Consider the following 24,546-nt stretch of genomic DNA (forward strand, 5'->3'; position numbering starts at 1 on the left):
AGCTCATCTGTGAATTAACTCACTTTATTAGCGCCAAACAATCACTAAGGTAATGGCACGCAAGAATTGTCTCTTGTGATTACTTTCGGAGCGGTAAAATGAAAAACCTGATGGCCGCATTAGAAACCCGGCTGATGCCTCTGGCCGCCAAAATGGCGCAGCAGCGCCACCTCGGTGCCATTCGCGACGCCTATATCTCGTTCATGCCGTTTATTATCGTGGGCTCGATTCTGCTGGTTATCTCGTCGTTCCCGAGCACCCACTACCAGCAGTTTATGGCCTCTATTTTTGGCGAGGGCTGGTCAGCCACCGTTGAAATCCCTTTTAACGCCATCTTTTCAACGATGGCGGTCTTTATCAGCTTTCTGGTGGCCTACCGGCTGGCAGAGCGCTACGACATCGACAGAATGTCCTCCGGCATTTTGTCCCTCTCCTGCTTCCTGATCCTCACGCCTTTTGCCAAACACCCGGACGTCGGCAACCTGATCCCAATGGAATGGCTGGGCTCAAAGGGGCTGTTTGTCGCGATGCTTGGGGCGCTGGCGAGTACGGAGCTGTTTGCCTGGATGCTGCGCCAGAACTGGGTCATCAAAATGCCGGACGGCGTCCCTCCGGCGGTGCAAAAATCCTTCGCGGCGCTTATCCCGTCGCTGCTAATTCTGATTATTGCCCTGGCGGTTCGCGTGCTGTTCGCAAAAACCGCCTATCACACCATTCATCAGTTCGTCTATGAAGTGCTGGCGACGCCTATCCGCCACTTCGGCACCTCTTACATCGGCGCACTGTTTACCTGCTTCAGTATTACCAGCCTGTGGTCGGTAGGCATTAACTCCGGCTCGATGGTCAACGGCATCCTTCGTCCCTTCTGGATGGAAAACCAGATGGACAACCTGGCCGCCACGCAGGCCGGCATGCCGCCGCCGCACGTGGTGACCGAGCAATTTTACGACATGATCTGGATGGGCGGCGCAGGGGCAACATTGTCTCTGGTGATTGCTATGCTGCTGTTCGCCCGCAGCCAGCACATCAAAAATGTCTCACGGTTGGCCGTCGGCTCCTCCATTTTCAACATTAACGAGCCGGTGCTGTTTGGCCTGCCGGTCATCATGAACCCCGTCATGCTGATCCCCTTTAACCTTGTGCCGCTGGTGCTGGTCACGGTGCAGTACATCGCCATGTCCATTGGCATGGTGGCCACCACCACCGGGGTGTACATCCCCTGGACGCTGCCGCCGGTCTTGAGCGGATTTATCGTCACCGGGCACCTGAGCGGCGCGGTTATCCAACTGATTAACCTGTGCATCGGGGCGCTGATATACCTGCCGTTCCTGAAGGTCGTTGACCGGCAGTACCGGGCCAGTGAATCACCGGCACAGGTGACTGAAAGCAAACCCGCCACGGAGTAGTTAAACATGACGTTATCAGCAAACTGGGGAACGATCGCCACCTGGCGTATGGCATGGGAAGGCGTTGGTGAAGCCGCCGAACGGCTGCAGCAAGGCGGTTCGGCCAGCGACGCCGTGGTGCATGCGGTCAAATGCGTAGAAGATTATCCATTCTATAAATCGGTCGGCTTCGGCGGCCTGCCCAATGAAAAGGGTGAAGTCGAGCTGGACGCCGCCTTTATGGACGGCACCAGCCTCGCGCTCGGCGCCGTCGCCGGGGTAAGGAATATCGCTAACCCGATCCTGGTCGCCAGGGCCCTCAGCGAAGAGCGTTTTAACAGTTTTATGGTGGGCCAGGGAGCCGAAGCGTGGGCAAAAGATCGAGGTTTTGAAAGCAAAACGATGCTGACCGAGCGGGCGCACAATCATTACCTCAAGCGCAAGCGTGAAACCCTCGATCGCGGGCTAAGCCCCTACACCGGGCACGACACCGTGGGCGTGATCGCGCTCGACGGCCAACAAAAAATGTCGGTCGCCACCTCTACCAGCGGCCTGTTTATGAAGCGCCCTGGCCGCGTAGGCGACTCACCGGTATCCGGCTCCGGCTTCTACGCCGACAGTGAAGTCGGCGCCGCCACCGCCACCGGCCTCGGCGAAGATCTGATGAAAGGCTGTATCAGCTACGAGATTGTCAGCCGCATGGCGCGCGGCATGTCACCGCAGCGGGCGGCCGAGTCTGCGGTTTATGACCTGGAGGCCAAACTGATTTCCCGCTACGGTCGTGCCGGCGACCTGTCCGTCGTCTGTATGAACAACCGGGGCGAATACGGCGCGGCCACCACCATCGACAACTTCTCTTTCTCTGTCGCCACGCCAGCACAGCCTGCGCAGGTGTTTCTCACCGCCCGGGACGGCAACCGCACGGTCATCCGCCCGGCAGATAGCGAATGGCTGGACGCCTACCAACAGCGCATCACCGCGGAGGTTATCCAATGAAATGCCAGCTAGTTTCACCCGACGCTGCCTTTAACAGCGCTCATCTTATCTTGTGGAATACTTCCCTGAGCCGCTGGCCGAACGCGCTCCAGCCCCTGCTGGAAGAGATGTCTACCTATGATGAGCCGCAAACAACCGCCTTTGGCTTGCAGGGTATATGCGAGCGCCTGACGCTGCTGCCTTCTGCCGATGTCACCCAGCCAGTCGTGCTTCGCCAGCTGCTTTCTGCCGTTGAAATGCTGCTGCCGTCTCCCGTTTTGCAGCCCGTCGCGCTGGACCTTGCGGGCTTTAACCTGGCGGACGAAACCACGTTTGTGCGGCTGCGCACGCTGCTGATAGCCCTGCTCAACCGCTTCTATCAGCTGCCGCAGCTGGGCTATCGTCAGGACCAGCCGCCAGGCGACAGCGAACTGTGGCTGATAACCGAGCCCAACAACGCCCTGGCGCGCCGCCTGGCTGAACAGGCCGAGGCTATCGCTCAGGGAATGCAGCTTTCTCGCCAGCTGGCGGATTTGCCCGCGCTGGACTGCCGCCCGCAGGATGTGGCGCTGCAAGCAGAAGCCTGGGCCGCCCAGCATCCGCAAACCAGCTGTGAGATCCTCGACGAGCAGGCCATTTTTGACCACGGCCTCGGCTGCCTGCACGCCACGGGAAAAGGCAGCGTCAATCCGCCCCGGCTGGTTACGCTGCGCTGGCAGGGTGCCGGCGAACAAGACCCGGTTTATGCCCTGGTCGGGAAAGGGATTACCTTCGATACCGGCGGGATGTGGCTGAAGGAAGGCGAAGGCATGCGCACGATGAAGTACGACATGTGCGGCGCGGCGGTGGTGTTCGGCATGATGGAGACCGTGAAACGCCTGAACCTGCCCATCAACGTCGCGGCGGTCATGGCGCTGGCGGAAAACATGCCCGGCAGCACCGCGATGATGCCGGGTGACGTTGTGCGCTCTCACGCAGGAGCAAGCGTGGAAATTATTAATACCGATGCCGAAGGCCGCCTGGTCCTCGCAGATGCCCTTAGCTATGCCGCAGAACGCTTTAAGCCTGCCGCCATGGTTGACGTCGCCACGCTGACCGGCGCGGTAGTCAAAGCGCTGGGTTACGACATTTCGGGGCTGATGAGCAACAACGAAGCGTTAAGCCGGCGCCTGCAGCAGGCGGGCAGCATGACGCAGGATCGCGTCTGGCCTTTGCCGCTGGACGAAAGCTTTGACGGCCAGGTGAAGAGCGCCATTGCCGACTATACCAACACGCCGCCCAACAACGCCGCTATCGCGGTGTCTGCCGCGCAGTTCCTCAGTAAATTCTGCCATCAACGCCCCTGGGCGCATCTCGACGTCAGCGGTACCGCGCTGTCGCGAGGGAAGTTCACCCAGGCCAGCGGCCGACCGGCACATTTGCTGACGCAGTATTTTCTGTCGCTGTGTGAGGGGAAATAGCGTTTCATTAATATGAAGCGCCCGAACGGGCGCTTAACGCCGGGGATGATTGAGCTTGAGCCACGCTTCCGGCGTCAGGTTTTTCAGCCGGCTGCGGATGATCCTCTTATTCAACAGGTCTTCGAACTCCAGCAGCACGGCCCCTAACCCCAGACGCTTATCAAAGCGCTCGCCGTTCAACAGCCCATCCAGCTGCTGGTGATAATTGCCCTGCCCGGCTTTTTCGAGCCAGCTTTCCTGCGGGGCCGTATATAAAGGAACGCCAAGTGCCTCAGCGAGATTCCGGGTGAACACGCACGGTTTCGCCGTTAACGAAAGCAGGGGCAGCGAAAGCCCTTCGCGTAAAAATCCCACCAGCGGCTCAGGCATAGCCTCGCTGCCGCGCTCCCGAAGCGCAACGGCCATATAGCCGGAAACGCGGTCGCTGAACACCAGCAGCTCGCCCTGCTTGTGGCTAATGATTTCCGGCAGCGGGAAGGCATCCAGCACAAAATGGCCCGGCGTCTGCTTGAGATCCGGCTTACTCATGCGGGACTGCTGCCAGTTTTGCAGCATGCGGCTGACGCTGGCGCGCGAAATCCCCTGCTGAATCAGCAAGCGCGCGGCTTCAAGAAGCTCGTCCAGGGAAAGCGCAAGGCGCAGGCGTAGAAATACCAGCATCGACTCCTGCTCGTGGCTTAATGCACGATGAATCGTATTGGGCCGATGAGACTTGTCGTAGCAGTCGTCGCGCATGCGCCAGCGACGGACGGTATCGACCGAAATGTTCAGCTCTTCCGCCAGCTCGCCGTCCGTTTTTTCGGACTCCTGAATGTACTTACGCGTACGCGGCGTTGTTGTGGCGTTGGAGTGCAGCTTTATCTCCATCGAACCTCATCCATCGGGTTGAAAAGGAAAGACAACATTATAAAAGCTTCCCCGGCAGGTTACTGCGCAAAAAATCAAAGTCATCCCAAAAAGCGTGCGCAAGCGATTGCACATCAGGTACGACCAGCACTAACAAAAAGAGTAGCAAAATGTGCGCAAACTAAGTGTTTCCAGGGTTAACGTCACGCAGCGAAACTATTTACCTCGTAATCACTACTTATTTCAACAGGTTATAACTAATTCAATTTTTTTGATTAAGGTCGTCAATTCTCTTCGATTTATTCTTCCACTAAAAAGTGTGACCATAATCACATCGACGGAACAACGTCACCTTAACAGAACAACCTGCGAGAATTTAGCCATGAAAACCATCAAATATGCTGTAGCTGCAATTGCTCTTTCAACTCTGTCTTTCGGTGCTTTCGCTGCCCAATCCGTGAACGAAGCACAGACACAGAACCTGAATAAAATTGGTGTTGTTTCCGCAACTGGCGCAACGACCCTGGATGGCCTGGAAGCAAAACTGGCGGCTAAAGCAGAAGCAGCAGGCGCAAGCTCTTACGCGATTACCTCTGCGAACACCGAAGGTCAAATGAGCGGCACCGCGGTTATCTACAAATAATCACGCGCTCAGGCATTACCCTCATTGAGGCCGGTACCCTCATCGGCCTTGATAGCACTACCCTTGTTTAACCCTGATGTTACCCTTGTTTGCCCGCGATGCCTGTCGCGGGCTTTTTTTTGTTTGTCGTTCAGAAAACTTCAGCAACACGCGCCAGGCCAGCCTCAAGCGTGGCCACTTCGCCGGTGGCCAGCAGGCAGCAGGCCATCTGAATTTTCAGCGACTGCGGCACCGGCTCAACGCCCGCCACGCAGCGCTCAATCCAGCGTGCGGTCACGGCAGGATCTTTGCCCGACGGCAGCACAACGGCCTCGCCGTCGACGTCGGTCTGCCGCTCGCTGACCACGCGGGTTCCCTTGTCATCAATCAGCGTAATCTGCGGGCAACGCTGCGGATTGGCGTACACCTCGCCCTCGGTACCGTGCATTAACAGCCCACGGCCGCCGATATCGGCAAAGAACTTCGCCACTTTTGGCACGTATTCCGGATGAGAAACGCTGGCCAGACGCAGCGCGGCATCTTCGGCAAACGGCGTGGCCAGCTTCGCCAGCGTATGCGCGCTGTTACGCACGCCCATGCGCCAGCGCATCGCCAGTTGGGTTTCCATCGGCGGGCAAAGCGCGCTAATTGGCAGGTAGACGGGATGATGAGACTCAAGCTTCGCCTGCGCCTGTCCGGCGTAGCGCGTTGGTTCAATGCCCAGCAGCGTAAAAATGGTTTCCGTTAACACCCGGGTTGGGTCTTCGCTCACGCCGTGGACCACCACGGGGTAACCCAGCTTGTTGAGCAAAAGCGCCAGCAGCGGCGTGAGGTTCGCCTGCTTGCGGGCGCCGTTATAGGAAGGGATGACAATCGGCATCGGTTTACCCGGTGGCGGGGTTAGCGCAATAACGTGCTGCTTCATTGCCTCATAAAAACCGAGCATCTCCGCTTCGCCTTCGCCCTTGATACGCAGGGCAATCAGCACGCCGCCCAGCTCCAGGTCAGGCACTTCGCCCTTCAGCATATGGCTATACAATCCGCGCGCGGTATCAAAATCGAGATCTCTGGCGTGGTTTTTCCCCCGGCCAATTTCTTTAATGATTTTGCGATAGTCCATTCAGACTCTCCTTGCTATTTCTTGCTCACACGTTTGCGCCGTACAGTGTGTTTCGGCGTCGTTATTATCACTTTTGCTTCCGGCGCTTCGGGCTGTTCAATCGGGAACACCGGCAGCGCGGCCAGCAGGCGCTCGCCGTAGCGTTTACTCAGCAGGCGGCGGTCGTAAATGACTATTTCACCATAGCAGGCGTGACTGCGAATTAAACGCCCAACTTGTTGGATCAGGTTAAAAGAGGCGCTGGGCAAACTCTGCACCTCGAAAGGATAGCGGTTAAGGCTTTTCAGCCACTCCCCTTCGGTGACGACCACCGGGCTGTCTACCGGCGGGAAGGCGATTTTATGTATATGGACCTGGGTCAGCAGCTCGCCTTTCAGGTCCAGCCCTTCGGCGAAAGATTGCAGGCCGATAAGCACGCTGGTTTCCCCGGCCTCAACGCGCTTGCGGTGCAGCTCCACCAGCCGGTAGCGAGGCTGATCGCCCTGCACCAGCAGCATCAGCCGCAGGTCGGTGACGTGGGTTAAAAACTGCTGCATCGCCCGGCCGCTGGCAAACAGCACCAGCATCGCTTTGTGCTCGCCCAGTGCCAGCTGCGCACGGAAGAACGCCGCCATCTCGGCAATATGCTGCGCCTCGTGCTCCATCAGTGGCTCAACGCGCATCTTCGGAATCACGATTTTACCCTGCTCGATATGGTTAAACGGCGAGTCCAGATGGATAAAGCGGTCGCCCGCTTTCTCACGCAGCCCGCTCATTTCCTGCAGGCGGTCAAAACGGTTTAGCGAACGCAGCGTGGCAGAGGTGACTATCACGTGCGGCACCTTGCGCCAGAGCATTTTCTCCAGCTGATCGCTAACGCGGATGCCCACGCAGTGGAAGAAAAGATGCGGCTGCCCCTCACGGATTTCACGCGTGACCCACTTCGACACCGGCGCGCCGGAGGCCTGCTCCATCGCCGCCAGCTTCCACAGTTTGCTCTGCGCTTCAAAGAAGCCTAGCGCCCTGTTCATTTGCAGCAGCGCCCGGTGCAGGCGCACGATGTCATGGCTGGCGGTTTTTTCACTCAGATCGTTCAGCAGCGCTTCAGACAGGCTACGCAGGGCCTCCATCAGCTTTGCCAGCCGCTGGCAAATGACCATCACCTCTTCGGGCAGCACGCCCATCTCAAAGCGGTGCTCCCCTTCCCGCTCGCCCGGCAGCCACAGGCCGACGATAGCGTGAAACGACTGCAGCAGCTCGTAAACTTCATCGCAGTGGTTGGTCAAACGTTCAGGAGAGGTCAGCGGCGGCGGGCTTTTTGGCCGGAACTGTGCCATGCAGGTTTCCACCAGCTTGCTGAACAGGTCCAGCTGCAGGCGGCTGTAGCCCGGCGTGACCTCGGCGCTCATCTCCAGCGCGTCGCGTGCCACGTCGGCAAGGTGATGCCCTTCGTCCAGCACCAGCAGCAGGTTTTTCGCTTCCGGCAGCACCGCATCGCTTTCCAGCGCCGCCATCACCAGCGCATGGTTGGCGACCACCACTTCCGCCTCGTCGATTTCGCGGCGTGCCACAAAGAACGGGCACTCTTTGTACCAGTGGCAGTTCCGCCCCAGGCAGCTGGCTTTATCGGTGCTTAGCCGCCGCCAGAGGTCATCCTCGATGGCCTCGTCGGTATGATCGCGCAGCCCGTCCCATTTATAGCCGTCGAGGCTGGCTTTGAGTTTGGCGCAGCGCTGCTGCTCGGCTTTGCTGGTCGGTGCCATCTCATCATCGAGAAAGGCCAGCAAATCGCCCTGGGTAAAGTTGTCGGTTGCCAGCGCGGCCAGGTTACGCGGGCAGACGTAACGCCCACGGCCAAAGGCGGCGGTAAATTTCAGGTCAGGAATGATTTTGCGCAACAGCGGCAGGTCTTTGCTGTAAATCTGATCCTGCAGTGCGACGTTGGCGGTGCTGACCACCAGCGTTTTTTGGTCTCCCCTGGCGATGGCAATGCCGGGAATCAGGTAAGAGAGGGTTTTGCCGACGCCGGTCGGTGCTTCGATAGCCAGATGCCGCCCTTCCTCACCGGCGAGGGTCTTCGCCACCTCGGCGATCATCTGCCGCTGAGGCGCTCGCGGAATAAAGTCCGGGATCTGCTGCTGTAGCGCCTTATACCAGGCACCGATTTGCGCTTTTTGCGCCGACGACAAAGCCATAACATCACTTCTACTGTATAAACAGCCACTATTGTTTCACTTTTACTCCCCTGACAGTAGCGTTTTTTCCTCTTCTGCGAAGCTCATTGCGGAAAACGTTTTAACCGCACTCCGGCGGCTAAAACGTGAGGGTGATTTTTATACGAGCCAGGCGGCCAGCTTTTCGGCCTGCAGGGCAAAGCGGTTAAACAGCCGCTTTAACACTTCCGGCTCGAGCTGGTGAAACGGCAGGCTGCTCCACTGCACGACCTGCTGTTGTTCAGGCAGCAGCCCGGTGAGCACCGGCGGGTAATCCATTCCCAGCAGGTTTGCCTGCAGCAGCACCGAGAGGGTTTCGGTGTCGCTCAGCCGGGTTGGCCGCACGGGCAAAATACAACTCAGCAGCAGGTGCCCCACCGGGGACTCGCTGATCTCCAGCGTTAAGCCCTCGGCAAGCTCTATGGAATAGCCTTCGGCGTTCTCCAGCTCGGCTTTTTGGCCGAGATCATCGGTCAGCAGCGGCTGCAAAATTTGCGCTAGTTTTGAAGGTGCGGGCATCGTTAGTTACCTAAAATTCGCCGGAAAGCGGCGGTCACGGAGTTAGAACGAGGCCGCGTTCGGGCCGGGGCTGGCGCGGCGCCGTAAACGTCGGGTGGAATCACCGGCGGCTCGCGGTAGACCGGTCGGCTATTCATGCCGTGCACAGGCGCGTGGGCATGCATCGGCGGCGGTCCGTAGCTGTAAACCGGTGCCGCAGCGGGTGGCGGCCCGTAATGAAAAGCAGGCCCGGAGGCCGGAAGCGGGATGGTGCTGTACATATTTCCCGGTGCCGGTGGCGGCGGTGCGTAAATCGGCATTGGTGCCGGACGAACATCGATGGAGTTTGCCCGCCGACGAGGCGCTGCGGGCGGTACCGCATTTGATGCCGTTCGTGGGCGGCGGCCGCGAGAGGATGATTCTGCGGCAAAGGACTCCGTGCGCTGACGAGGACGATCGTTACTGCTGAACGTCGGGGCCGGGGCCCCACGCTGCTGCGCCTCAGCGGCAGCCTGAGGCCCGCTCATACGGGAACGTAGCTGCCCCGCGGACAACGACTGGTCAAAATGCTGCACCACGCCACGGCTGTCGCTGCCGTCATACTGAATACCCAGGTTGTTGGAGGCGTGGCGCTGCACGTATCCCGGCCCGGCGGCCACTGAGTCACGCAGCTGTTCCGGACTGAGCTTCGCAAGTTTTGGCGCTGCCTTACGGAACGCTTTATCCACCTCGGCCTGCGTCGCTTTCTCTCCGCGCAGCAGCTTCTCGCGGACATCATCGTCCCTGTAGCCGGGTTGGTAGGTATGCAGTACGTGGAAACTATCGCCGAATTTAGCGTCCTCCAGCCGCATGGCGCGGCCAAACTCCGGCCAGGGATCGGACACAATGGACTTCCCGTCTACGCGCGGATCGCCAATGATCACAAAGGCATGGTCTACGTCACGGTTATGCACCACGGAAACCGGCTGTTTGACGCGGGAGTTAGCCAGCAGCAGCGCATTCACTGCCGCCATTTCACCGCAGTTACCCGCACGAAACTTAGAAGCCTCCCAGGCTCGCACGGTGTAGTCCCCATTGCCCGTTCCCTTCTGCGCCAGCAGCGTTCGCTTATAGGATTCACCCATCGTGGCGCGAACATGGTTCTTTTGGTTGCCCGACCCCATGTCCAGAATGCGCCAGGTATCATCTATCGCTTTATTGGCGTAATAGAGCGCATCCGCCCGGCGCGACGACACCTTCACGGTGCAGTCGAAGTGCTGAGGATTGTTAGGCTCCAGCGCGATGCGCATGGATACCCGTCGGTTTGAGTTACCGCTTATCAGGCCAGGATCGACCCGCAAGCTGGTATCAACGCTGTTCAACGGCATGATATCTCCCCACTTTAGTTGTTGAGTCAAAAGGTTAAGTGGGAAGAGCGGCGCGGTGGTTCCTGAGGGCAGCAAAATCGTTGCGCCATCGCGCCCGGCACGGGACGCGTGGGCAACTTGTAACAAGCTGCAACTTTTATCGCCCCCGGCAGAGCTAGATTCGCCGCGGCGAGGCTGCTATGTTCATTTATCACGCGTCTTTGCACTTCGTGAGCGATAATTATTTTTATAAAAAAGAACAATTTAATAACTATAAATTATGGATGACAGACGGTATGGCAATCAGACTCCTCCTCGCGGACGATCACATTTTGATGCGCGAGGGCCTGAAACAAATTTTTTCACTGGATAAGAAAATTAAAGTGGTGGCGGAAGCCGGCTGTGGCAAAACGGTGCTCTCGCTGCTGACGGAAATTGATGTTGATGTGCTGCTGCTGGATCTCTCCATGCCAGGCGAGTCCGGGCCGGAACTGGTGCAGCAAATCACCCGGCTGTGGCCGATGCTGCCGGTGCTGGTATTAAGCATGCACAACGAGCCGCAAATCGCCCAGATGGTCCTCGCCAGCGGCGCCCACGGCTTCATTACTAAAGATCAGGCTCCGCAAACGCTGCTGCACGCCATCCATCGCGTGGCCGCCCGCCAGCGCTATATCGACCCTTCGCTGGCGGAAGCCATCGTCTTTTCTACCCAGGAAAACGACCAGCTTCGCCGCTACGCCACGCTATCCCAGCGCGAAAAGCAGATCCTCCGTCTGCTGAGTAGCGGCGAAAATGTCAACGGCATAGCGGAGACGCTGAGCATCAGCAACAAAACGGTCAGCACCCATAAAACCCGCATGATGGAAAAAATGCAGTTCGACAACAACGCCGACATCATCAAGTTTGCTATTCGTTATCATAAACTTTAGCCGCGCCCGGCTGGGTATAAGGGATCTCGATATGCACGCAGCTCCCTTTACCCGGCGTGCTGTGGATGTTAAACGTCCAGCCCTTCATCATGCAGCGTTCCCGCATGCTCAGCAGCCCAAATGCCCCCTCGGACACCAGGCCCGGATCAAACCCCTGGCCGTCATCATTGATGCAAATAAGCACGACGTTGCCCCTTGTGAGCACCTTCACCTCCACTTCCCGCGCTTTCGCATGCCGCTGAACGTTGGTGAGCGACTCCTGCACCACGCGGAAAATCGCCGTCACCTCATCGTCACACAGCGACACCGGCAGCGGCTGAATGGTCAACGTACAGACCCCGGAGCGGAGCTTATTGAACTGGTCCCGCAGCCAGATAAGTGCGGGCTTCAGCCCCATATTCAGCACCGCCGGGCGCAGCTGGGTGGCAATGTCACGCACCACTTTAATGGTGCCATCCACCAGCTGAGTCAAAGGTTCGACGTCATGCTGGAGCGCGGGATGGTTCTGCCCCAGCAGGGAGATCCCTACCCGCAGTGAGGTAAGATGCTGCCCCAGCTCATCGTGAATTTCTCGCGCCATATGCTTGCGTTCGTTTTCGACGCTGCTTTGCATCTTCTGGGTCATCTGCCTCAGCTGTTCGTGGGTCTGGCGCACCTGCTGTTCGGCAAAATATTGCCGGGAGGCCGGACGAGCGATCACCAGCACGGATTTCAGCGTCTGCTGCGGCGTGAACTCAGGAATAAAACGCGCCTGATAAATCCTCCCTACCCGTGAGTCGGAGCGCACGCCATGCAGCACGGCCTCCAGCTGAATGTGCTTGCGCAGCACCAGCTGCAGCGACCAGTTGATCTGCTCCATCAGGGTCGAGTCGCCGATGAGCGAATTCATTTTCAGGCCGATAGCCGCCGCGCTCCTGGGCATACACTGCAGCGCCGTTTCGTTGGCATAGAGCAGCCTTTGCTCGCTGTCCACGCGCAAAATAGCATCCGGCACGTTATCCAGAATGTCGCGAAGTTCGTTTTCGCGGTCGTAGTAAAAACGATGAATGTCGTTGCGGTAGCGGGTATCGCACACCACCATCATCACCCAGTTCTGCCCCTGGAACGCAAAGCGACTCGGGCAAACTTCCACCGGAATCACCAGATCGGGCGAGGCGTGAAAGCGGGCGTTAATTTTATCGCCGTACAGCGAATGCTCCGGCTGCTCCAGCTGCTGCTCCACCACCGCGAGCAGCGGCAGATCGCCGTAGCCCCGCAGGCGGGTGAAAATATTTTCGCCTGAAAGACGCCCTTCATTTGCCGGCAGGCAAACGCTGAGCGCCTTATGGTTGGCAAAAACAATAGTGAAATCCCTGTCAACGATGAAAACCAGCTCGCGCATACTGTTGAAAGCGGCGCCCAGCAAATCCGGAGAGTCATTGGGCCGTGGATGCGGCCCGCCGTCTTGTTTCATAGGGTATTATTCTTCTCGTTCAGGGGATAACGAAGCGAACGTGGCTCAGTTCAGGCTATCCCACCCCAGATCCTGTTTTAAGGACTGCCGGAGACGGGAAAGACGTGAGCGAACGGTGCCGATCGGAATGGTCATCCGGTCGGCCGCTTCCTGGTAACTGATGTCATTATCGACGATCAGTTGTAATAATTGTTGATAATCTTCAGGGAGTTGCGAAATTCTCTGCAACACTTTCGCCAGGATATCCTTGCCCTCTGTCACCCCTTCTGGCTGCTCCGAATGCAGCAGCGTCCCGAGCACGTCGTCATTTAGCTCATCGTGCAGGTAGCTCACTTTGACGGATTTGTAGTGGTTCTTCACCAGGTTTACCGCAATCCCAAACATCCAGGTTTCCGGGCGCGATGAGCCGCAAAACTTGTGCTTATTGCGAATCACCTCATACCAGGTGTTCTGCACCAGATCTTCTATATCGGCAAAGTTTGCCACGCGTTTACGAATAAAATTATACAGACGCTGCTCGTTGTCGCGCATTACTCGCTCCCAGTTAACCACCGGAAACTCGCCCTGCACAACGTTGGGCTCAAAAGTCGGCTGCACTTGCGGAAAGACCTGTGATTCGAAATCAAACATGGCTGACATGGTGAACACCTTTTTAGTGAATAGATTCAGGAGTTCGTCCTATAGCAAGCGCCATGCCAGCGAAATAAACCAACATAACAATATGATTTTATTAATTTAAAATTTTAAACTCGGAATAATATGAGTAAAAACACACACAGCCTGAAAGCCGGTTTGTGCAACTTCTTACACAGCCCTCGAGAGCGGAAATTATTTTATTTGCGGGGGAACCTCCCCAGGCCTTAACCCACACACAGACAGGCGAATCGGGTAAGGCACAACGCAATGAACATGAGAATCCCCCAGCACCATCACCACCATAATCTGCGTCTTGAAACCGAACAGGCGGACGCGCTGGTCGATGAGCTAATCAGCGACACGAACAGTGATAAAAGCGCGGCGAGCAGTTCATCGTCAGCCACTCGCGCTGCGCCCGCGCCTCAGCGGCCCGGTGCGGCGCAAGAGTCGATGGCGTCAGCCTTTGCAGAAAGCATCGAGCAGAAAATCAAACATGAGGAGCAGCGCACGCAGGGTACCCAGCAGCGCCGCGTCTCGGTGGCGGCCATCAAGGTTACCCACCTTGTGGAGCTGGGCCGCCTGCTGGAAAGCCCGTCCGGGAAAGACCAGGCCGGGCAGGAATCCGCGTTTGAGCGGCTGCTGTCAGGCTCGGAAGGGAAAAATCCCACTCTTGAGGACCTGCTGGAACAGGCCAACAACGACCCGGCTTCGGCATTTGTCACCCTCAGCCTGATGGCGATGTGCCTGCGTAACGGCAGCAACCCTGCGCTGGCGGCGCACGTCGAACGCATGCTGGCCGAGCTCCAGCAGCAGCACCCGGAAAAAATTAACGCAGGGGTGAACACCGCCCCGGCGATTGCCGCCTTTAGCAGCGACCCGGGGCAGAAGCGCGAAATGCGCAAGCTTTACTACAGCGGCGTGATCAACCAGCAGTCCGCCGACAACATCATGGACGTGCTGCTGGACAAGTTTGGCGTCGAAGGCTTCGTGCCTGCGCTGCGAACGTTGCAGCGTGCGCTTTCGGATGATATCGCCGCCCTGGCCCCGTCAGCGCCACCAACGGCCCTGCGTCGCCTGCTTTCCGGGCTGAACGATACCCGCGCCATTACCCACACGCTGTCGGAAGTCGCGCAGTTCCTCGACCGCCTGAAGAACAAGTACTCCCACGTCACGATGGGCGCCGACGTGATGACCCGCTCTTTGCTCAGCATGTGCCGCAACGGCTTCTACTCGCGCGACCTGACCCAGCTCGGACTGCAGGTTGTGGGCGAAAAACCGCTGCAGCAATCGCTCTTTTTCAACGGACTGCTGACGCTGCTTCAGGCGCTGCCGGAAAAAATCTGGGGCGGCAACGATGATACCCGCCACAACGCTCTGCTCCTGCTGCGCACCCTGAACGGCGAATACGCCGCGTGGGAAAAACGCAGCCAGCTGGCGCAGTAAACGGACTTCATCAGGATTGAAAAGACAATGAACACGCTGTTTAACCTTCTCAACCGCCTGGCGATTACCGCCATGCAACGCTCCGAAGTGGTGGGGGCTTTCATCGCGCTGGCGGTGGTGTTCATGCTGATCATCCCGCTGCCGCTGGGGCTGATTGACGTACTGATCGCGGTCAACATCAGCGTCTCGTGCCTGCTCATCATGACGGCGATGTACCTGCCCAAGCCGCTGGCATTCACCACCTTCCCGGCGGTGCTGCTGCTGACCACCATGTTCCGCCTCGGGCTGTCGATTTCCACCACGCGCCAAATCCTGCTGCAGCAAAACGCCGGGCACATCGTTACCGCCTTCGGCAACTTTGTGGTCGGTGGCAACCTGGCGGTCGGCCTGGTGGTGTTCCTGATCCTGACGGTGGTGAACTTCCTCGTGATCACCAAAGGCTCAGAGCGTATCGCCGAGGTGGCCGCCCGCTTTACCCTCGACGCCATGCCGGGCAAGCAGATGTCCATCGACAGCGACCTGCGGGCCGGGCTGATTAACGTTCAGCAGGCAAAGAGCAAGCGCGAGGATCTGGCGAAAGAGAGCCAGCTGTTCGGGGCGATGGACGGCGCCATGAAGTTCGTTAAAGGCGACGCCATAGCCGGCATCGTCATCCTCAGCATCAACATGGTCGGCGGCTTCTGCATTGGCGTGCTGCAGCTGGGCATGGCCGCCGGCGACGCCGCCAACGTTTACTCAATTCTGACCATCGGCGACGGCCTGATTGACCAGATCCCGGCGATGCTTATCTCCCTGACCGCCGGGATGATGATCACCCGCGTGTCGGCAAACGAGGACATCCCGGACAACAACATTGGCCGCGAGATAAGCGACCAGCTCACCAACCAGCCTAAAGCCTGGATAATGTCCGCCATCGGCATGTTCTGCTTCAGCCTGCTGCCTGGGATGCCGACGCTGGTGTTTATCGTGCTGGGGGTCATTGCCCTGAGTTCGGGGCTGTTCCAGCTATGGCGAGCCAGGCGCGCGGCGGCCACCAGCACCGGCGGTGAAATTGTCGCCCCGGAAGCCAACGGCGAAGAGGATATTCGTACCTTCAACCCCAGCCGCCTGTTTGTGCTCAGCTTCTCGTCTGCCCGCGCCGGTGACCCGGCGGCGATGGCGCTTATCGAGGATATACGCCGCCTGCGCAACCGTATTGTGAACCAGTACGGCTTCACCCTGCCGGTGTTTAACATCGATTTTTCGCCGTACCAGCCCGACGATGAATTCCGTTTTCTGGTCTACGAAGTGCCTAAAGTGATTGGCACTTTTACGCCCAATAAGCGAGCGCTGGACTACCGCCTGCTGGCGCAGGAGGAAACCGGCACCGAGCTCAGCACCGAAACCTACCCGCAGGAAAAAGGCTGGGCGTGGCTGGAGGAAAACGACCCGCTGCTGGATAAATTCCAGATGGAATCCTGGAGTTCGCACCAGCTGCTGTTGGCCCGCATGGAAGAAGCCCTGTTTGCCAGCGGCCCGCGTTTCATCGGCCTGCAGGAAACCCGCGCCATTATCTCGTGGCTGGAGATGGACCTGCCGGAGCTGGCGCAGGAGTTCCAGCGCATCTTCCCGATAACCCGCCTGAGCGCGGTGCTACAGCGGCTGGTGGCCGAGCGTATTTCGCTGCGTTCGGTGCGCAGCATCACCGAATCGCTGATTGTTCACGGCCAGCACGAGCGGGATGTGGGCCTGCTGGTCGACCAGGTGCGAATCGATATTAAAGAACACATCTGCCACCAGTACAGCCACGGCGGCGGGATGCAGGTGTGGTTACTGACGCCGGAAACCGAAGAGATCCTGCGCGACAGCCTGCGCCAGACGCAGAACGAAACCTTCTTTGCCCTCAGCCAGGACAAACACGCCCTGCTGCTCGAGCAGCTGCGGGAAGTGTTCCCGTTGTTCCAACGGCAAACCAGCGTGCTGCTGTCTGCCCAGGACTTACGCAGCCCGCTGCGCCTGCTTATCCAGGACGAATTCCATCACGTCCCGGTGCTGTCCTTCGCCGAGCTGCAGTTTAACCTGCCGGTCAACGTGCTGGGACGCATTGATATTCACGAGAACGCGCTTGACGCCTTCACTGCCTAAAGGGTGCTGCCATGTATGAGCTGAGAGTATTAAACGGATTACATGAAGGCGCGGCGCTGCCGTTAAGCGGCGAACGCTGGCAACTGGGCAACTCGGCCGACAGCGATTTGCAGCTCAACGATGGCGGTATCAAGGCCAGCCACGCCCTGCTTAGCCGCAGCGCCGAAGGCTGGATGCTCACGCCGATGGACGGCACGGTTTGCCATCGCCACGGCGAACGCCTGAGCGAACAGCAGCTGTGGCAGCCGGGCGAAATCTTCGCCGTCGGGGGCGTCTGGCTGACGCTTGCCGCCGCCGACGAAGAATGGGATAACCGCCCGCCGCCACCGCCGGTGCCGGTAGCCAGCCAGAGCGAAACGGCCTCCGCTGCGCGTGAGCCAATCGGGGGCACGCCAAGCAAACCGGCCCCAGCCGTTCGCCGCTCGCTGCTGGCAAAAATTCTGCCGCGCTGGGCGCAAATCTTCACCCTGTCCAGCCTGATGCTGCTGACCTTCACCATCTTCAGCTGGGTGCTGCAGCCCGGTATCGCCCAGCAAAACAGCGACGAAGAGCCGCAAATCAAACCGGCGATCGCCGACAGTAATGAACTGCGCAGCCTGGTGGAACAGGATCTGCGAGAGCGAGAGCTTTACAACAAAGTGCAGCTCACCAGCACGCCGCAGGGCATTACGCTCACCGGTGAGCTGCAGGAAAACCAGCTGCCGATTGTCAGCCGCATGGTGGACAGCATCCGCAGCGATTATCAGCTGAAAATAGCGCTCAACAACCAGACCAAAGTGCGCGAGGCCGTACTGCCCTTCCACATCGTGCAAATAACCGCCGGGCCACACGCCAATATCGTGACCGCAGACGGGCAGCGCCTGTTTGTCGGCGACGAAAGAAACGGCCTGCGCCTGACCGGCATTACCGCCGACAGCGTGCAGTTTGGCGGCAAAGAAAACATCGCGGTGAAGTGGTAATGGGGCGCTATCAGACCGACCTCGACGACTGGTTTGCAGCGCGCCACCGCGCCCTGAGCCAGCTTTCCGCCGTCAGCGCCCACGGCCGCATCACCGGCATCAGCGGCATTCTGCTCGAAAGCAGCCTGCCCCAGGCCCGCATCGGCGATCTGTGCCTTATTAGCCGCAGCGGCGGCACCGAAGTGATGGCCGAGGTTGTCGGCTTTAATCCGCGCCACACGTTGCTTTCCGCCCTGGGGCCGCTGGACGGCATTGCCCAGGGTGCGCGGGTCACGCCGCTGTTTCAGCCCCATTCTATTAGCGTGTCGGACAGCTTATTTGGCAGCGTGCTGGACGGATTTGGCCGCGCCATTGACGAAGACAGCCTCTCCGCGTTTGCTTTAGCCAGCGAGACGCCGGACGCCCGCGGCGTGCTCGGCGATGCTCCCCCGCCCACGGACAGGCCGCGCATTGATACACCTCTGCCAACCGGCATCCGCGCCATTGACGGCGTCCTGACGATTGGCGTGGGCCAGCGCGTGGGCGTTTTTGCGGGAGCAGGCTGCGGCAAAACCACCCTGCTCGCCGAGATGGCGCGCAACACGCCGTGCGATGCCATCGTGTTCGGCCTGATTGGCGAACGTGGCCGCGAGCTACGAGAATTTTTGGATCACGAACTGGATGCCGAACTGCGCTCCCGCACCGTGCTGGTTTGCTCCACCTCCGACCGCAGCAGCATGGAGCGTGCCCGCGCCGCATTTACCGCCACGGCCATTGCCGAAGCTTTCCGTAACAAAGGCAAAAACGTGCTGCTGATTATCGACTCGCTGACGCGTTTTGCTCGCGCCCAGCGTGAAATCGGCCTGGCGCTCGGCGAACCGCCTGGCCGGGGCGGGCTGCCACCGTCGGTGTATACCCTGCTGCCGGGGCTGCTTGAACGCGCCGGGAAAACGTCGCGTGGCTCGATCACCGCCCTTTATTCGGTGCTGATTGAGCAGGACTCGATGAACGATCCCGTGGCCGATGAAGTCCGCTCGCTGATCGACGGCCACATCGTCTTAACCCGCCGCCTGGCGGAGCGCGGCCACTATCCCGCCGTCGACGTGCTGGCGAGCCTGAGCCGGACCATGAGCAACGTGGTGCCGCGGGAACACATTGCCGAAGCCAGCACGCTGCGCCAGATGATGTCGGCTTATCAGCAGGTCGAAATGCTCATTCGCCTCGGCGAATACCAGCCGGGCAACGACCCGATGACCGACGCCGCCGTGCAGTCTCAGTCGGCGATTAACGCGTTTTTGCGCCAGGCGAACCACGCCCCAAGCGACTTTATGGCTACCCGTCAGCAGCTGCAGGAGGCGATCGCCTGTGCGCCGTCATATTGATGCCGAAACTCCGCTCTCTCCTGACCCGCAGCAGGTCGCTCTGGAGCAGGTTCTGAATACCCTGCTGCCCATTCGCCGCCGTCGGTTACGCCACTGCGAACGCGAGCAGCGCCAGCATGAACAGCACCTCCGGCGCTGCCAGCAGGCCGTCGAACTGGGCGAACAGCAGCTGGCAGAGCAGAAAATCGGCTATTTGCAGCTGCGCAATGATTTCGTGCCGCAGCACGCAGGCGTCACCCAGCCGCTGAACGACCTGCGGGAAACGCTGGACGTCGAAAAAACAACCCGCGCGGGCGTTATCCAACAAATTCAACGCACGCAGCAGCTGCAAGAAGAAGTGCAGCAGCAGCAGGCGCGCCTGAACGACGCGCAGCTGGCCGTGCAGCGCTGCCAGCGGGACATTGAAAAAATGGAGTATTTGCTCAACCAAAATCAGGGGAACGCCTTATGATCCATCACGCGCTAAAAACCGCCCATCCGCAGCCAAGGCTCTGGCAACAATCTCATCCTGCGCCGCAGCCGCGTCACCAGCCTGATAACGCTCTGCAGGCACCCGCGCCGCGCGCGCCGCAGACGCCGACGAATAACGCGCCCACCCTGCCGCAGATGCCCGCTCGCAGCACGCCTGCTTTTAGCCGGGCCAGCGACCGCCAGAAACTGTCGCGGGATGAAAAAGAGTTTAGCGACCTGTTGTCTGAGGACGAGCCTGCGCCGCTGGTGCCGGTACTTGCGTTGAACCTGTTCGACGGTTCGCTGAGCGGCACCGAACAGCCGCAGCAGGCCAGTGAATCGCCGGCTTCCGCCCTGCAGGCCATGCTTGAATCGCACCTGGTGCAGGGCATTGAGCAGCAGGAAAGCCTGCCCGCCCGGTTCAGCCTGCTGCTGCCGGATTTGGGCGAGGTCGTGGCCCTGGTGACCCCGACCAACGGCGATGGGCTGGATATTGCACTCGGCTTTTCGGCTCATGCCTGGGACAAGGTTCGCGGCTTTGAACAGGACGGCCAGGGCTCGCTCAGTGGCCGTATGGGGAAAAAAGTTCGCCTGCGCTTTAAGCGCCGGGAGGCGGTATGAAACGGCTAACGCTTGCCGCTCAGTCACCGGATGAAGCCCGGCTGCGGCACTGGATTGGCTCCGGCTGGCGGCTGCAGTTTTCCCTTGATGGCGTGCCGGGTGAGCTTCGCCTGTTGCCGTCATCAAAGGCTGAGCAAACGGCGGCGCAGGCTGAAACTTTTCACTGTGCGGCAGGTGCATTGATATTTAGTGACCCGCTGCCTGTGCTGAGGCTGATGGCCGACTGCCCGGCGCTGCCCGGCGTTTCCACCGAAGATAATGCCTGGTACTGGCGCTATTTCAGCCAGCAGCTCAGCCCTCAGCTGGCCGGGCTATTTGAATTTATGCAGCCTGCCGATGCGCAGGAAAAACCCGACATTACGCTACGCCTTGAGGTCAGCCTCGGCGAAGAAAGTGCCGGCACGCGGCTGTCCCTCTCCTGGGCCACGCTACACCAGTTCACGCAGTTTGCGGGCTGGCAGCGGCGAAGCGTGCCGCTTAACCCACAACTCCCCCTCCAGCTGCCGCTGACCGTCGGCAAACTCCAGCTTTCGACAGGCTTCGCCCGCTCTCTGGCCGTCGGAGATTTGCTGCTGCCGACGGAAGTCTTTTTCTCGCCAGAAGGACTCGGCGTGATGCCGCTGGCGCGGCGACAATTTCAGGTTCAGCTGGAACTGGCGAGCGAAACGACTCACAGAGATTTACTACACATTACGTATAGCGAGGAGCTAACCATGACTTACCCGAACGTCCCCCTGGAGTACCACGAGCAGCAGGACGGCGAAGAAGTGGTACCCAGCGGGGAATGGCAAACAACACGGGGGAGTTTCGACGATTTGTCGCTGGATTTGACCATCCGCTGCGGCAATTTGCAGCTGACGCTCGGCGAGCTGCAGCAGCTGGATGCGGGCTCGACGGTATTGGTGCAGCACGTTACGCCGGGCGAGGCGCTGTTGTGTCACGGTAACAGCCTGTTGGCCAAGGGCGAGCTGGTGGATGTTAACGGCACGCTCGGTTTCCAGGTGACCCGCATGCTTCGCCAGGCAGGTTCGTCCCTGGAACCCGTCTGATGGCCGAGAATATCAGCTCATTCAATCCGCTGGCGCTGGCCATCCTGCTGGGGGCCATTTCACTGCTGCCCCTGCTGCTGATGATAACCACCAGCTTTCTCAAGATTTCGATGGTGCTGATGCTGACGCGTAACGCCATCGGGGTGCAGCAAACGCCGCCCAACATGGCGCTCTACGGCATCGCGCTCGCCGCCACGCTGTTCGTGATGGCCCCGGTATTTGACGGGATGCAAACCCGCTTTAAGGAAAAGCCCCTCGACACCACCAGCGCCGAGCGTTTAGAGAACAGCCTGCAGTACGGCATCAAGCCGCTGACCGACTTTATGCTGCGCAACAGCGATCCGGATCTGGAAACGCACCTGATGGAAAACAGCCAGCGCATGTGGCCTAAAGATCTGTCGGAAAAGGTTGTGCACCAGCGCGACAACCTGCTGATCCTGATCCCTTCTTTCGTACTCTCAGAGCTGCAAAACGGCTTCAAAATCGCCTTTTTAATCTTCATTCCCTTCCTGGTAGTGGACCTGATTGTCTCCAACGTGCTGCTGGCGCTCGGGATGCAAATGGTGTCACCGATGACCATCTCTTTGCCGCTCAAAATCCTGCTGTTTGTCATGGTGAGCGGCTGGACGCGCCTGCTGGATGGCCTGTTCTACAGCTATATGTGAGGACGTTATGGACATGATCTACATGTTTAAGCAGGCGGTACTGATGGTGGTGGTGCTCTCCGCGCCGCCGCTGGTTGTCGCCGTGCTGGTGGGCATCGTGGTCTCTTTGCTGCAGGCGGTGTTCCAGCTCCAGGATCAGACCCTGCCCTTCGCCATCAAGCTGGTCGCGGTTGGCACCACGCTAGCCCTGAGCGGCCGCTGGATTGGCCTGCAAATGGTTGAGCTGGCGCAATCCGCCTTTACCATGATGGCCGCCTCCGGAACCCTGCGATGATTGCCGCCGAGCTGACGCCTGTCTTCAACGGCATGCTGGCACTCGGGCTGGCGATAGCCCGCATTTATCCCTGCGTTCTGCTGACGCCGCTGTTCGCGTTCTCCGCCCTGAAAGGCATGATCCGCACGGCGATTGTCGTGCCGCTGGCGCTCTTCGTGACGCCCACCATCGTTCCAATGCTAACCCACGCGCCGCATACGCCGTGGGGCATTGTCGCCATGATGCTCAAAGAAGTCGTATTGGGCATTTTTCTCGGCTACCTGCTGGCGCTCCCCTTCTGGCTGATTGAGTCGGTTGGCGTGCTGTTTGATAACCAGCGCGGGGCGCTTAGCGGCGGCCAGCTTAACCCGGCGTTGGGCGCCGACGAAACGCCGCTCGGCTATATGCTTTTACAGTGGTCGATGATGGTGCTTATCGTCAACTTTGGCCTGTCCCTCGCCACCCAGGTTATCTGGGACAGCTATCGGCTGTGGCCGGTAGACAGCTGGCTGCCAGACTTCCGCGAGCAGGGTTTCCTGGTATTCCTCGCCCAGGTGAAGCAGATGTTTGTCGACACTATTCTGTACGCGGGCCCGCTGGTGCTGCTGCTGCTGTTTCTCGACTTTGCCGTGGGCGTACTCAGCATCTACAGCCCACAGCTGCAGGCCACGGTGCTGACCGTGCCGCTAAAATGCATCGCCGGGCTGCTGTTCTTCATCTTTTATCTGCCCACGCTCGAGTATTTTGCCGGCCATCAGTTCAGCACCCTGCGCGACATGATCCCCCATCTGGCGGATATTCTTCCTGCCCGTCAAACCACCTGGTAACGCCGCTTCGGAGGGTGCCAAACCGTGAGTGAAAAAACAGAGAAGGCCAGCCCCCACAAGCTGCAGGAAGCCCGTAAAAAAGGCCAGGTCAGCCAGAGCCAGGACATTCCCAAGCTGCTGATCATGTTTGGCGTGCTGCAGCTTATTTTTTCGATGATGGAAGCCAGCATGGCGAAGCTGCAGTCGCTGATGATCCTGCCGCTGCAGCGCCTGAGCAGCCCGTTCAGCCAGGCCTTAGGGGAAGTTGGCGGCGCGGCGCTGCTGACCGTTGGGGTGTTTTTTATGATGACGGTGGGCACCGTTATCCTGTTGCGCATCGCCGCGGGCTGGATCCAGTTTGGCCCGCTGTTTGCCATCGCCGCGCTGGCCCCGAAGCTCGAGGCGCTAAACCCGCTGAATAAATTCAAAGAGATGTTTTCGGTGAAGCAGTTTATTCAGATCCTCAACAGCCTGCTGAAGGCCATCACCCTTTCAGTGGTGTTCTGGCTGCTGATCAAGCCTCGCCTGTCGCAAATGGCCAATCTGTCAGGCGGCACGCTGGACGGCTTCTGGCACGCGGGCGTGGCGATGCTGGAAACCCTCGCCCACACCATCGTTGGCGTCATGCTGGTGTTTTCGGTGGCCGACTTCGCGCTGCAGAAATACTTCTTCCTCAAGCAGAACCGCATGAGCCACGAGGACGTGAAAAACGAATATAAGCAAATGGAAGGCGACCCGCACACCAAAGGCCACCGCAAGCACGTGGCCCACGAAATTCTCAACGCGCCGGCGAAAAAGGTCACCCCGCAGGAGATGGAAAAAGCCGACGTTCTGCTGGTAAACCCGACGCACTTCGCCGTGGGTCTGCGCTATCTCCCGGACGAAACGCCGCTGCCGGTGCTGCTGTTTAAAGCCCAGGACGAAGACGCCAAAGCGCTGATCAAACTGGCCCACGCCGCCAAAATTCCGGTGGTGCGCTACGTCTGGCTCACCCGTAATCTTTACCGCACCACCGAAGAAGGGGCCTATATTCCGCGCGACACGCTAAAAGCGGTGGCCGCCATCTATCGCCTGCTGCGCAAGCTCGAAGGCCGCCTGAAGGGTGAGACGATTGAGTTTGAGGAGTAATGGGGGGATCGCCCCTTCCTTTGGGCTCTGTCTTAGCCACATTTTACTTGTGAATCCTCCAGGAGATATTTTCGATCCGCAGTTATTCCGTTCACCTTTAGATCTGCTTCCCCTGCACTTTCAGCGCACGGTGAACGTGTCAGCGGCATTACGCCATGCCTCCTGACCATCGCCGGGCGGCGGGGACAAATCTTCCCCTCACCCCAGCCCTCTCCCAGAGGGAGA

23 protein-coding genes are annotated in these 24,546 nt (G+C 59.1%); 16 read left to right on the forward strand and 7 right to left on the reverse strand.

Annotated elements, in window-relative coordinates:
- Positions 1 to 98 precede the first annotated feature (98 nt).
- From celB to HX778_RS21560, 3 genes are read left to right on the forward strand one after another with little or no spacing between them, the layout of a single operon-like run.
- A complete protein-coding gene (gene celB / locus HX778_RS21550; RefSeq protein ID WP_176983030.1) occupies positions 99 to 1,406 on the forward strand; it encodes a PTS cellobiose transporter subunit IIC in 1,308 nt (435 codons plus the stop codon).
- 6 nt (positions 1,407 to 1,412) lie between these two features.
- The gene (locus tag HX778_RS21555) at positions 1,413 to 2,381 is read left to right on the forward strand and encodes a N(4)-(beta-N-acetylglucosaminyl)-L-asparaginase (RefSeq protein ID WP_176983031.1); all 969 of its coding nucleotides are present in this window, start codon (positions 1,413 to 1,415) and stop codon (positions 2,379 to 2,381) included.
- A complete protein-coding gene (locus HX778_RS21560) occupies positions 2,378 to 3,820 on the forward strand; it encodes a leucyl aminopeptidase (protein ID WP_176983032.1) in 1,443 nt (480 codons plus the stop codon). Before HX778_RS21555 ends, HX778_RS21560 begins: the two co-directional genes overlap by 4 nt.
- Positions 3,821 to 3,853: 33 nt before the next feature.
- Here HX778_RS21560 and HX778_RS21565 read toward each other — a convergent pair whose 3' ends face one another.
- Complete coding sequence (locus tag HX778_RS21565) at positions 3,854 to 4,687, reverse strand: helix-turn-helix domain-containing protein (RefSeq protein WP_176983033.1); 834 nt, start codon at positions 4,685 to 4,687, stop codon at positions 3,854 to 3,856.
- 361 nt (positions 4,688 to 5,048) lie between these two features.
- Between HX778_RS21565 and ybiJ the strand changes: the two genes are divergently transcribed.
- Positions 5,049 to 5,309 (forward strand): DUF1471 family protein YbiJ, encoded by a 261-nt coding sequence (gene ybiJ, locus HX778_RS21570; protein ID WP_038474271.1) that lies wholly within the window; start codon positions 5,049 to 5,051, stop codon positions 5,307 to 5,309.
- 130 nt (positions 5,310 to 5,439) lie between these two features.
- On the opposite strand, the gene ybiB is transcribed toward ybiJ, so the two are convergent.
- From ybiB to HX778_RS21590, 4 genes are all read right to left on the reverse strand, one after another.
- Complete coding sequence (ybiB, locus tag HX778_RS21575; RefSeq protein ID WP_176983034.1) at positions 5,440 to 6,408, reverse strand: DNA-binding protein YbiB; 969 nt, start codon at positions 6,406 to 6,408, stop codon at positions 5,440 to 5,442.
- Between the two features lie 14 nt (positions 6,409 to 6,422).
- Positions 6,423 to 8,582 carry an ATP-dependent DNA helicase DinG gene (gene dinG, locus HX778_RS21580; RefSeq protein WP_038474276.1) on the reverse strand — a complete coding sequence of 720 codons (2,160 nt, stop codon included), beginning with the start codon at positions 8,580 to 8,582 and terminating at the stop codon, positions 6,423 to 6,425.
- Positions 8,583 to 8,720: 138 nt separating this feature from the next.
- Positions 8,721 to 9,119 carry a CesT family type III secretion system chaperone gene (locus HX778_RS21585; RefSeq protein WP_038474279.1) on the reverse strand — a complete coding sequence of 133 codons (399 nt, stop codon included), beginning with the start codon at positions 9,117 to 9,119 and terminating at the stop codon, positions 8,721 to 8,723.
- A 2-nt stretch (positions 9,120 to 9,121) separates the two neighbouring features.
- Positions 9,122 to 10,465: a hypothetical protein gene (locus tag HX778_RS21590; RefSeq protein WP_038474281.1), complete on the reverse strand. Its 1,344-nt coding sequence runs from the start codon at positions 10,463 to 10,465 to the stop codon at positions 9,122 to 9,124.
- A gap of 275 nt (positions 10,466 to 10,740) precedes the next feature.
- Between HX778_RS21590 and HX778_RS21595 the strand changes: the two genes are divergently transcribed.
- A complete protein-coding gene (locus tag HX778_RS21595) occupies positions 10,741 to 11,373 on the forward strand; it encodes a response regulator transcription factor (RefSeq protein WP_038482821.1) in 633 nt (210 codons plus the stop codon).
- Here HX778_RS21595 and HX778_RS21600 read toward each other — a convergent pair.
- Positions 11,351 to 12,826: a histidine kinase gene (locus HX778_RS21600; RefSeq protein WP_176983035.1), complete on the reverse strand. Its 1,476-nt coding sequence runs from the start codon at positions 12,824 to 12,826 to the stop codon at positions 11,351 to 11,353. The genes HX778_RS21595 and HX778_RS21600 overlap by 23 nt on opposite strands.
- Positions 12,827 to 12,871: 45 nt before the next feature.
- On the reverse strand, positions 12,872 to 13,465 hold the full coding sequence (locus HX778_RS21605; protein WP_038474286.1) for an RNA polymerase sigma factor: 594 nt from the start codon (positions 13,463 to 13,465) through the stop codon (positions 12,872 to 12,874).
- Positions 13,466 to 13,729: 264 nt separating this feature from the next.
- On the opposite strand from HX778_RS21605, the gene sctW reads away from it, so the two are divergent.
- From sctW to sctU, 11 genes are read left to right on the forward strand one after another with little or no spacing between them, the layout of a single operon-like run.
- On the forward strand, positions 13,730 to 14,905 hold the full coding sequence (gene sctW / locus HX778_RS21610; RefSeq protein ID WP_176983036.1) for a type III secretion system gatekeeper subunit SctW: 1,176 nt from the start codon (positions 13,730 to 13,732) through the stop codon (positions 14,903 to 14,905).
- A gap of 27 nt (positions 14,906 to 14,932) precedes the next feature.
- Complete coding sequence (gene sctV, locus HX778_RS21615) at positions 14,933 to 17,029, forward strand: type III secretion system export apparatus subunit SctV (RefSeq protein WP_038474292.1); 2,097 nt, start codon at positions 14,933 to 14,935, stop codon at positions 17,027 to 17,029.
- A gap of 11 nt (positions 17,030 to 17,040) precedes the next feature.
- Positions 17,041 to 17,988 carry an FHA domain-containing protein gene (locus HX778_RS21620; RefSeq protein ID WP_176983037.1) on the forward strand — a complete coding sequence of 316 codons (948 nt, stop codon included), beginning with the start codon at positions 17,041 to 17,043 and terminating at the stop codon, positions 17,986 to 17,988.
- On the forward strand, positions 17,982 to 19,349 hold the full coding sequence (sctN, locus tag HX778_RS21625; RefSeq protein WP_370527411.1) for a type III secretion system ATPase SctN: 1,368 nt from the start codon (positions 17,982 to 17,984) through the stop codon (positions 19,347 to 19,349). The genes HX778_RS21620 and sctN overlap by 7 nt, the downstream gene beginning before the upstream one ends.
- Complete coding sequence (locus tag HX778_RS21630) at positions 19,333 to 19,800, forward strand: type III secretion protein (RefSeq protein ID WP_176983039.1); 468 nt, start codon at positions 19,333 to 19,335, stop codon at positions 19,798 to 19,800. The genes sctN and HX778_RS21630 overlap by 17 nt, the downstream gene beginning before the upstream one ends.
- Positions 19,797 to 20,420, forward strand: a complete 624-nt coding sequence (locus HX778_RS21635) for a type III secretion system HrpP C-terminal domain-containing protein (protein WP_176983040.1) — start codon at positions 19,797 to 19,799, stop codon at positions 20,418 to 20,420. Before HX778_RS21630 ends, HX778_RS21635 begins: the two co-directional genes overlap by 4 nt.
- Entirely contained in the window at positions 20,417 to 21,469 is a 1,053-nt protein-coding gene (locus HX778_RS21640; RefSeq protein ID WP_176983041.1) for a FliM/FliN family flagellar motor switch protein, read from the forward strand. The genes HX778_RS21635 and HX778_RS21640 overlap by 4 nt, the downstream gene beginning before the upstream one ends.
- A complete protein-coding gene (gene sctR / locus HX778_RS21645; protein WP_038474309.1) occupies positions 21,469 to 22,134 on the forward strand; it encodes a type III secretion system export apparatus subunit SctR in 666 nt (221 codons plus the stop codon). The genes HX778_RS21640 and sctR overlap by 1 nt, the downstream gene beginning before the upstream one ends.
- A 7-nt stretch (positions 22,135 to 22,141) precedes the next feature.
- Positions 22,142 to 22,408, forward strand: a complete 267-nt coding sequence (sctS, locus tag HX778_RS21650) for a type III secretion system export apparatus subunit SctS (protein WP_038474312.1) — start codon at positions 22,142 to 22,144, stop codon at positions 22,406 to 22,408.
- Positions 22,405 to 23,214 carry a type III secretion system export apparatus subunit SctT gene (gene sctT / locus HX778_RS21655; protein ID WP_052048973.1) on the forward strand — a complete coding sequence of 270 codons (810 nt, stop codon included), beginning with the start codon at positions 22,405 to 22,407 and terminating at the stop codon, positions 23,212 to 23,214. Before sctS ends, sctT begins: the two co-directional genes overlap by 4 nt.
- A 24-nt stretch (positions 23,215 to 23,238) precedes the next feature.
- Positions 23,239 to 24,321, forward strand: coding sequence for a type III secretion system export apparatus subunit SctU (gene sctU, locus HX778_RS21660; RefSeq protein WP_038474315.1), 1,083 nt, complete (start codon positions 23,239 to 23,241; stop codon positions 24,319 to 24,321).
- Positions 24,322 to 24,546: the final 225 nt, after the last annotated feature.

This window comes from Cedecea sp. P7760, from assembly GCF_013386425.1.
Lineage (GTDB): Bacteria > Pseudomonadota > Gammaproteobacteria > Enterobacterales > Enterobacteriaceae > Cedecea > Cedecea selenatireducens.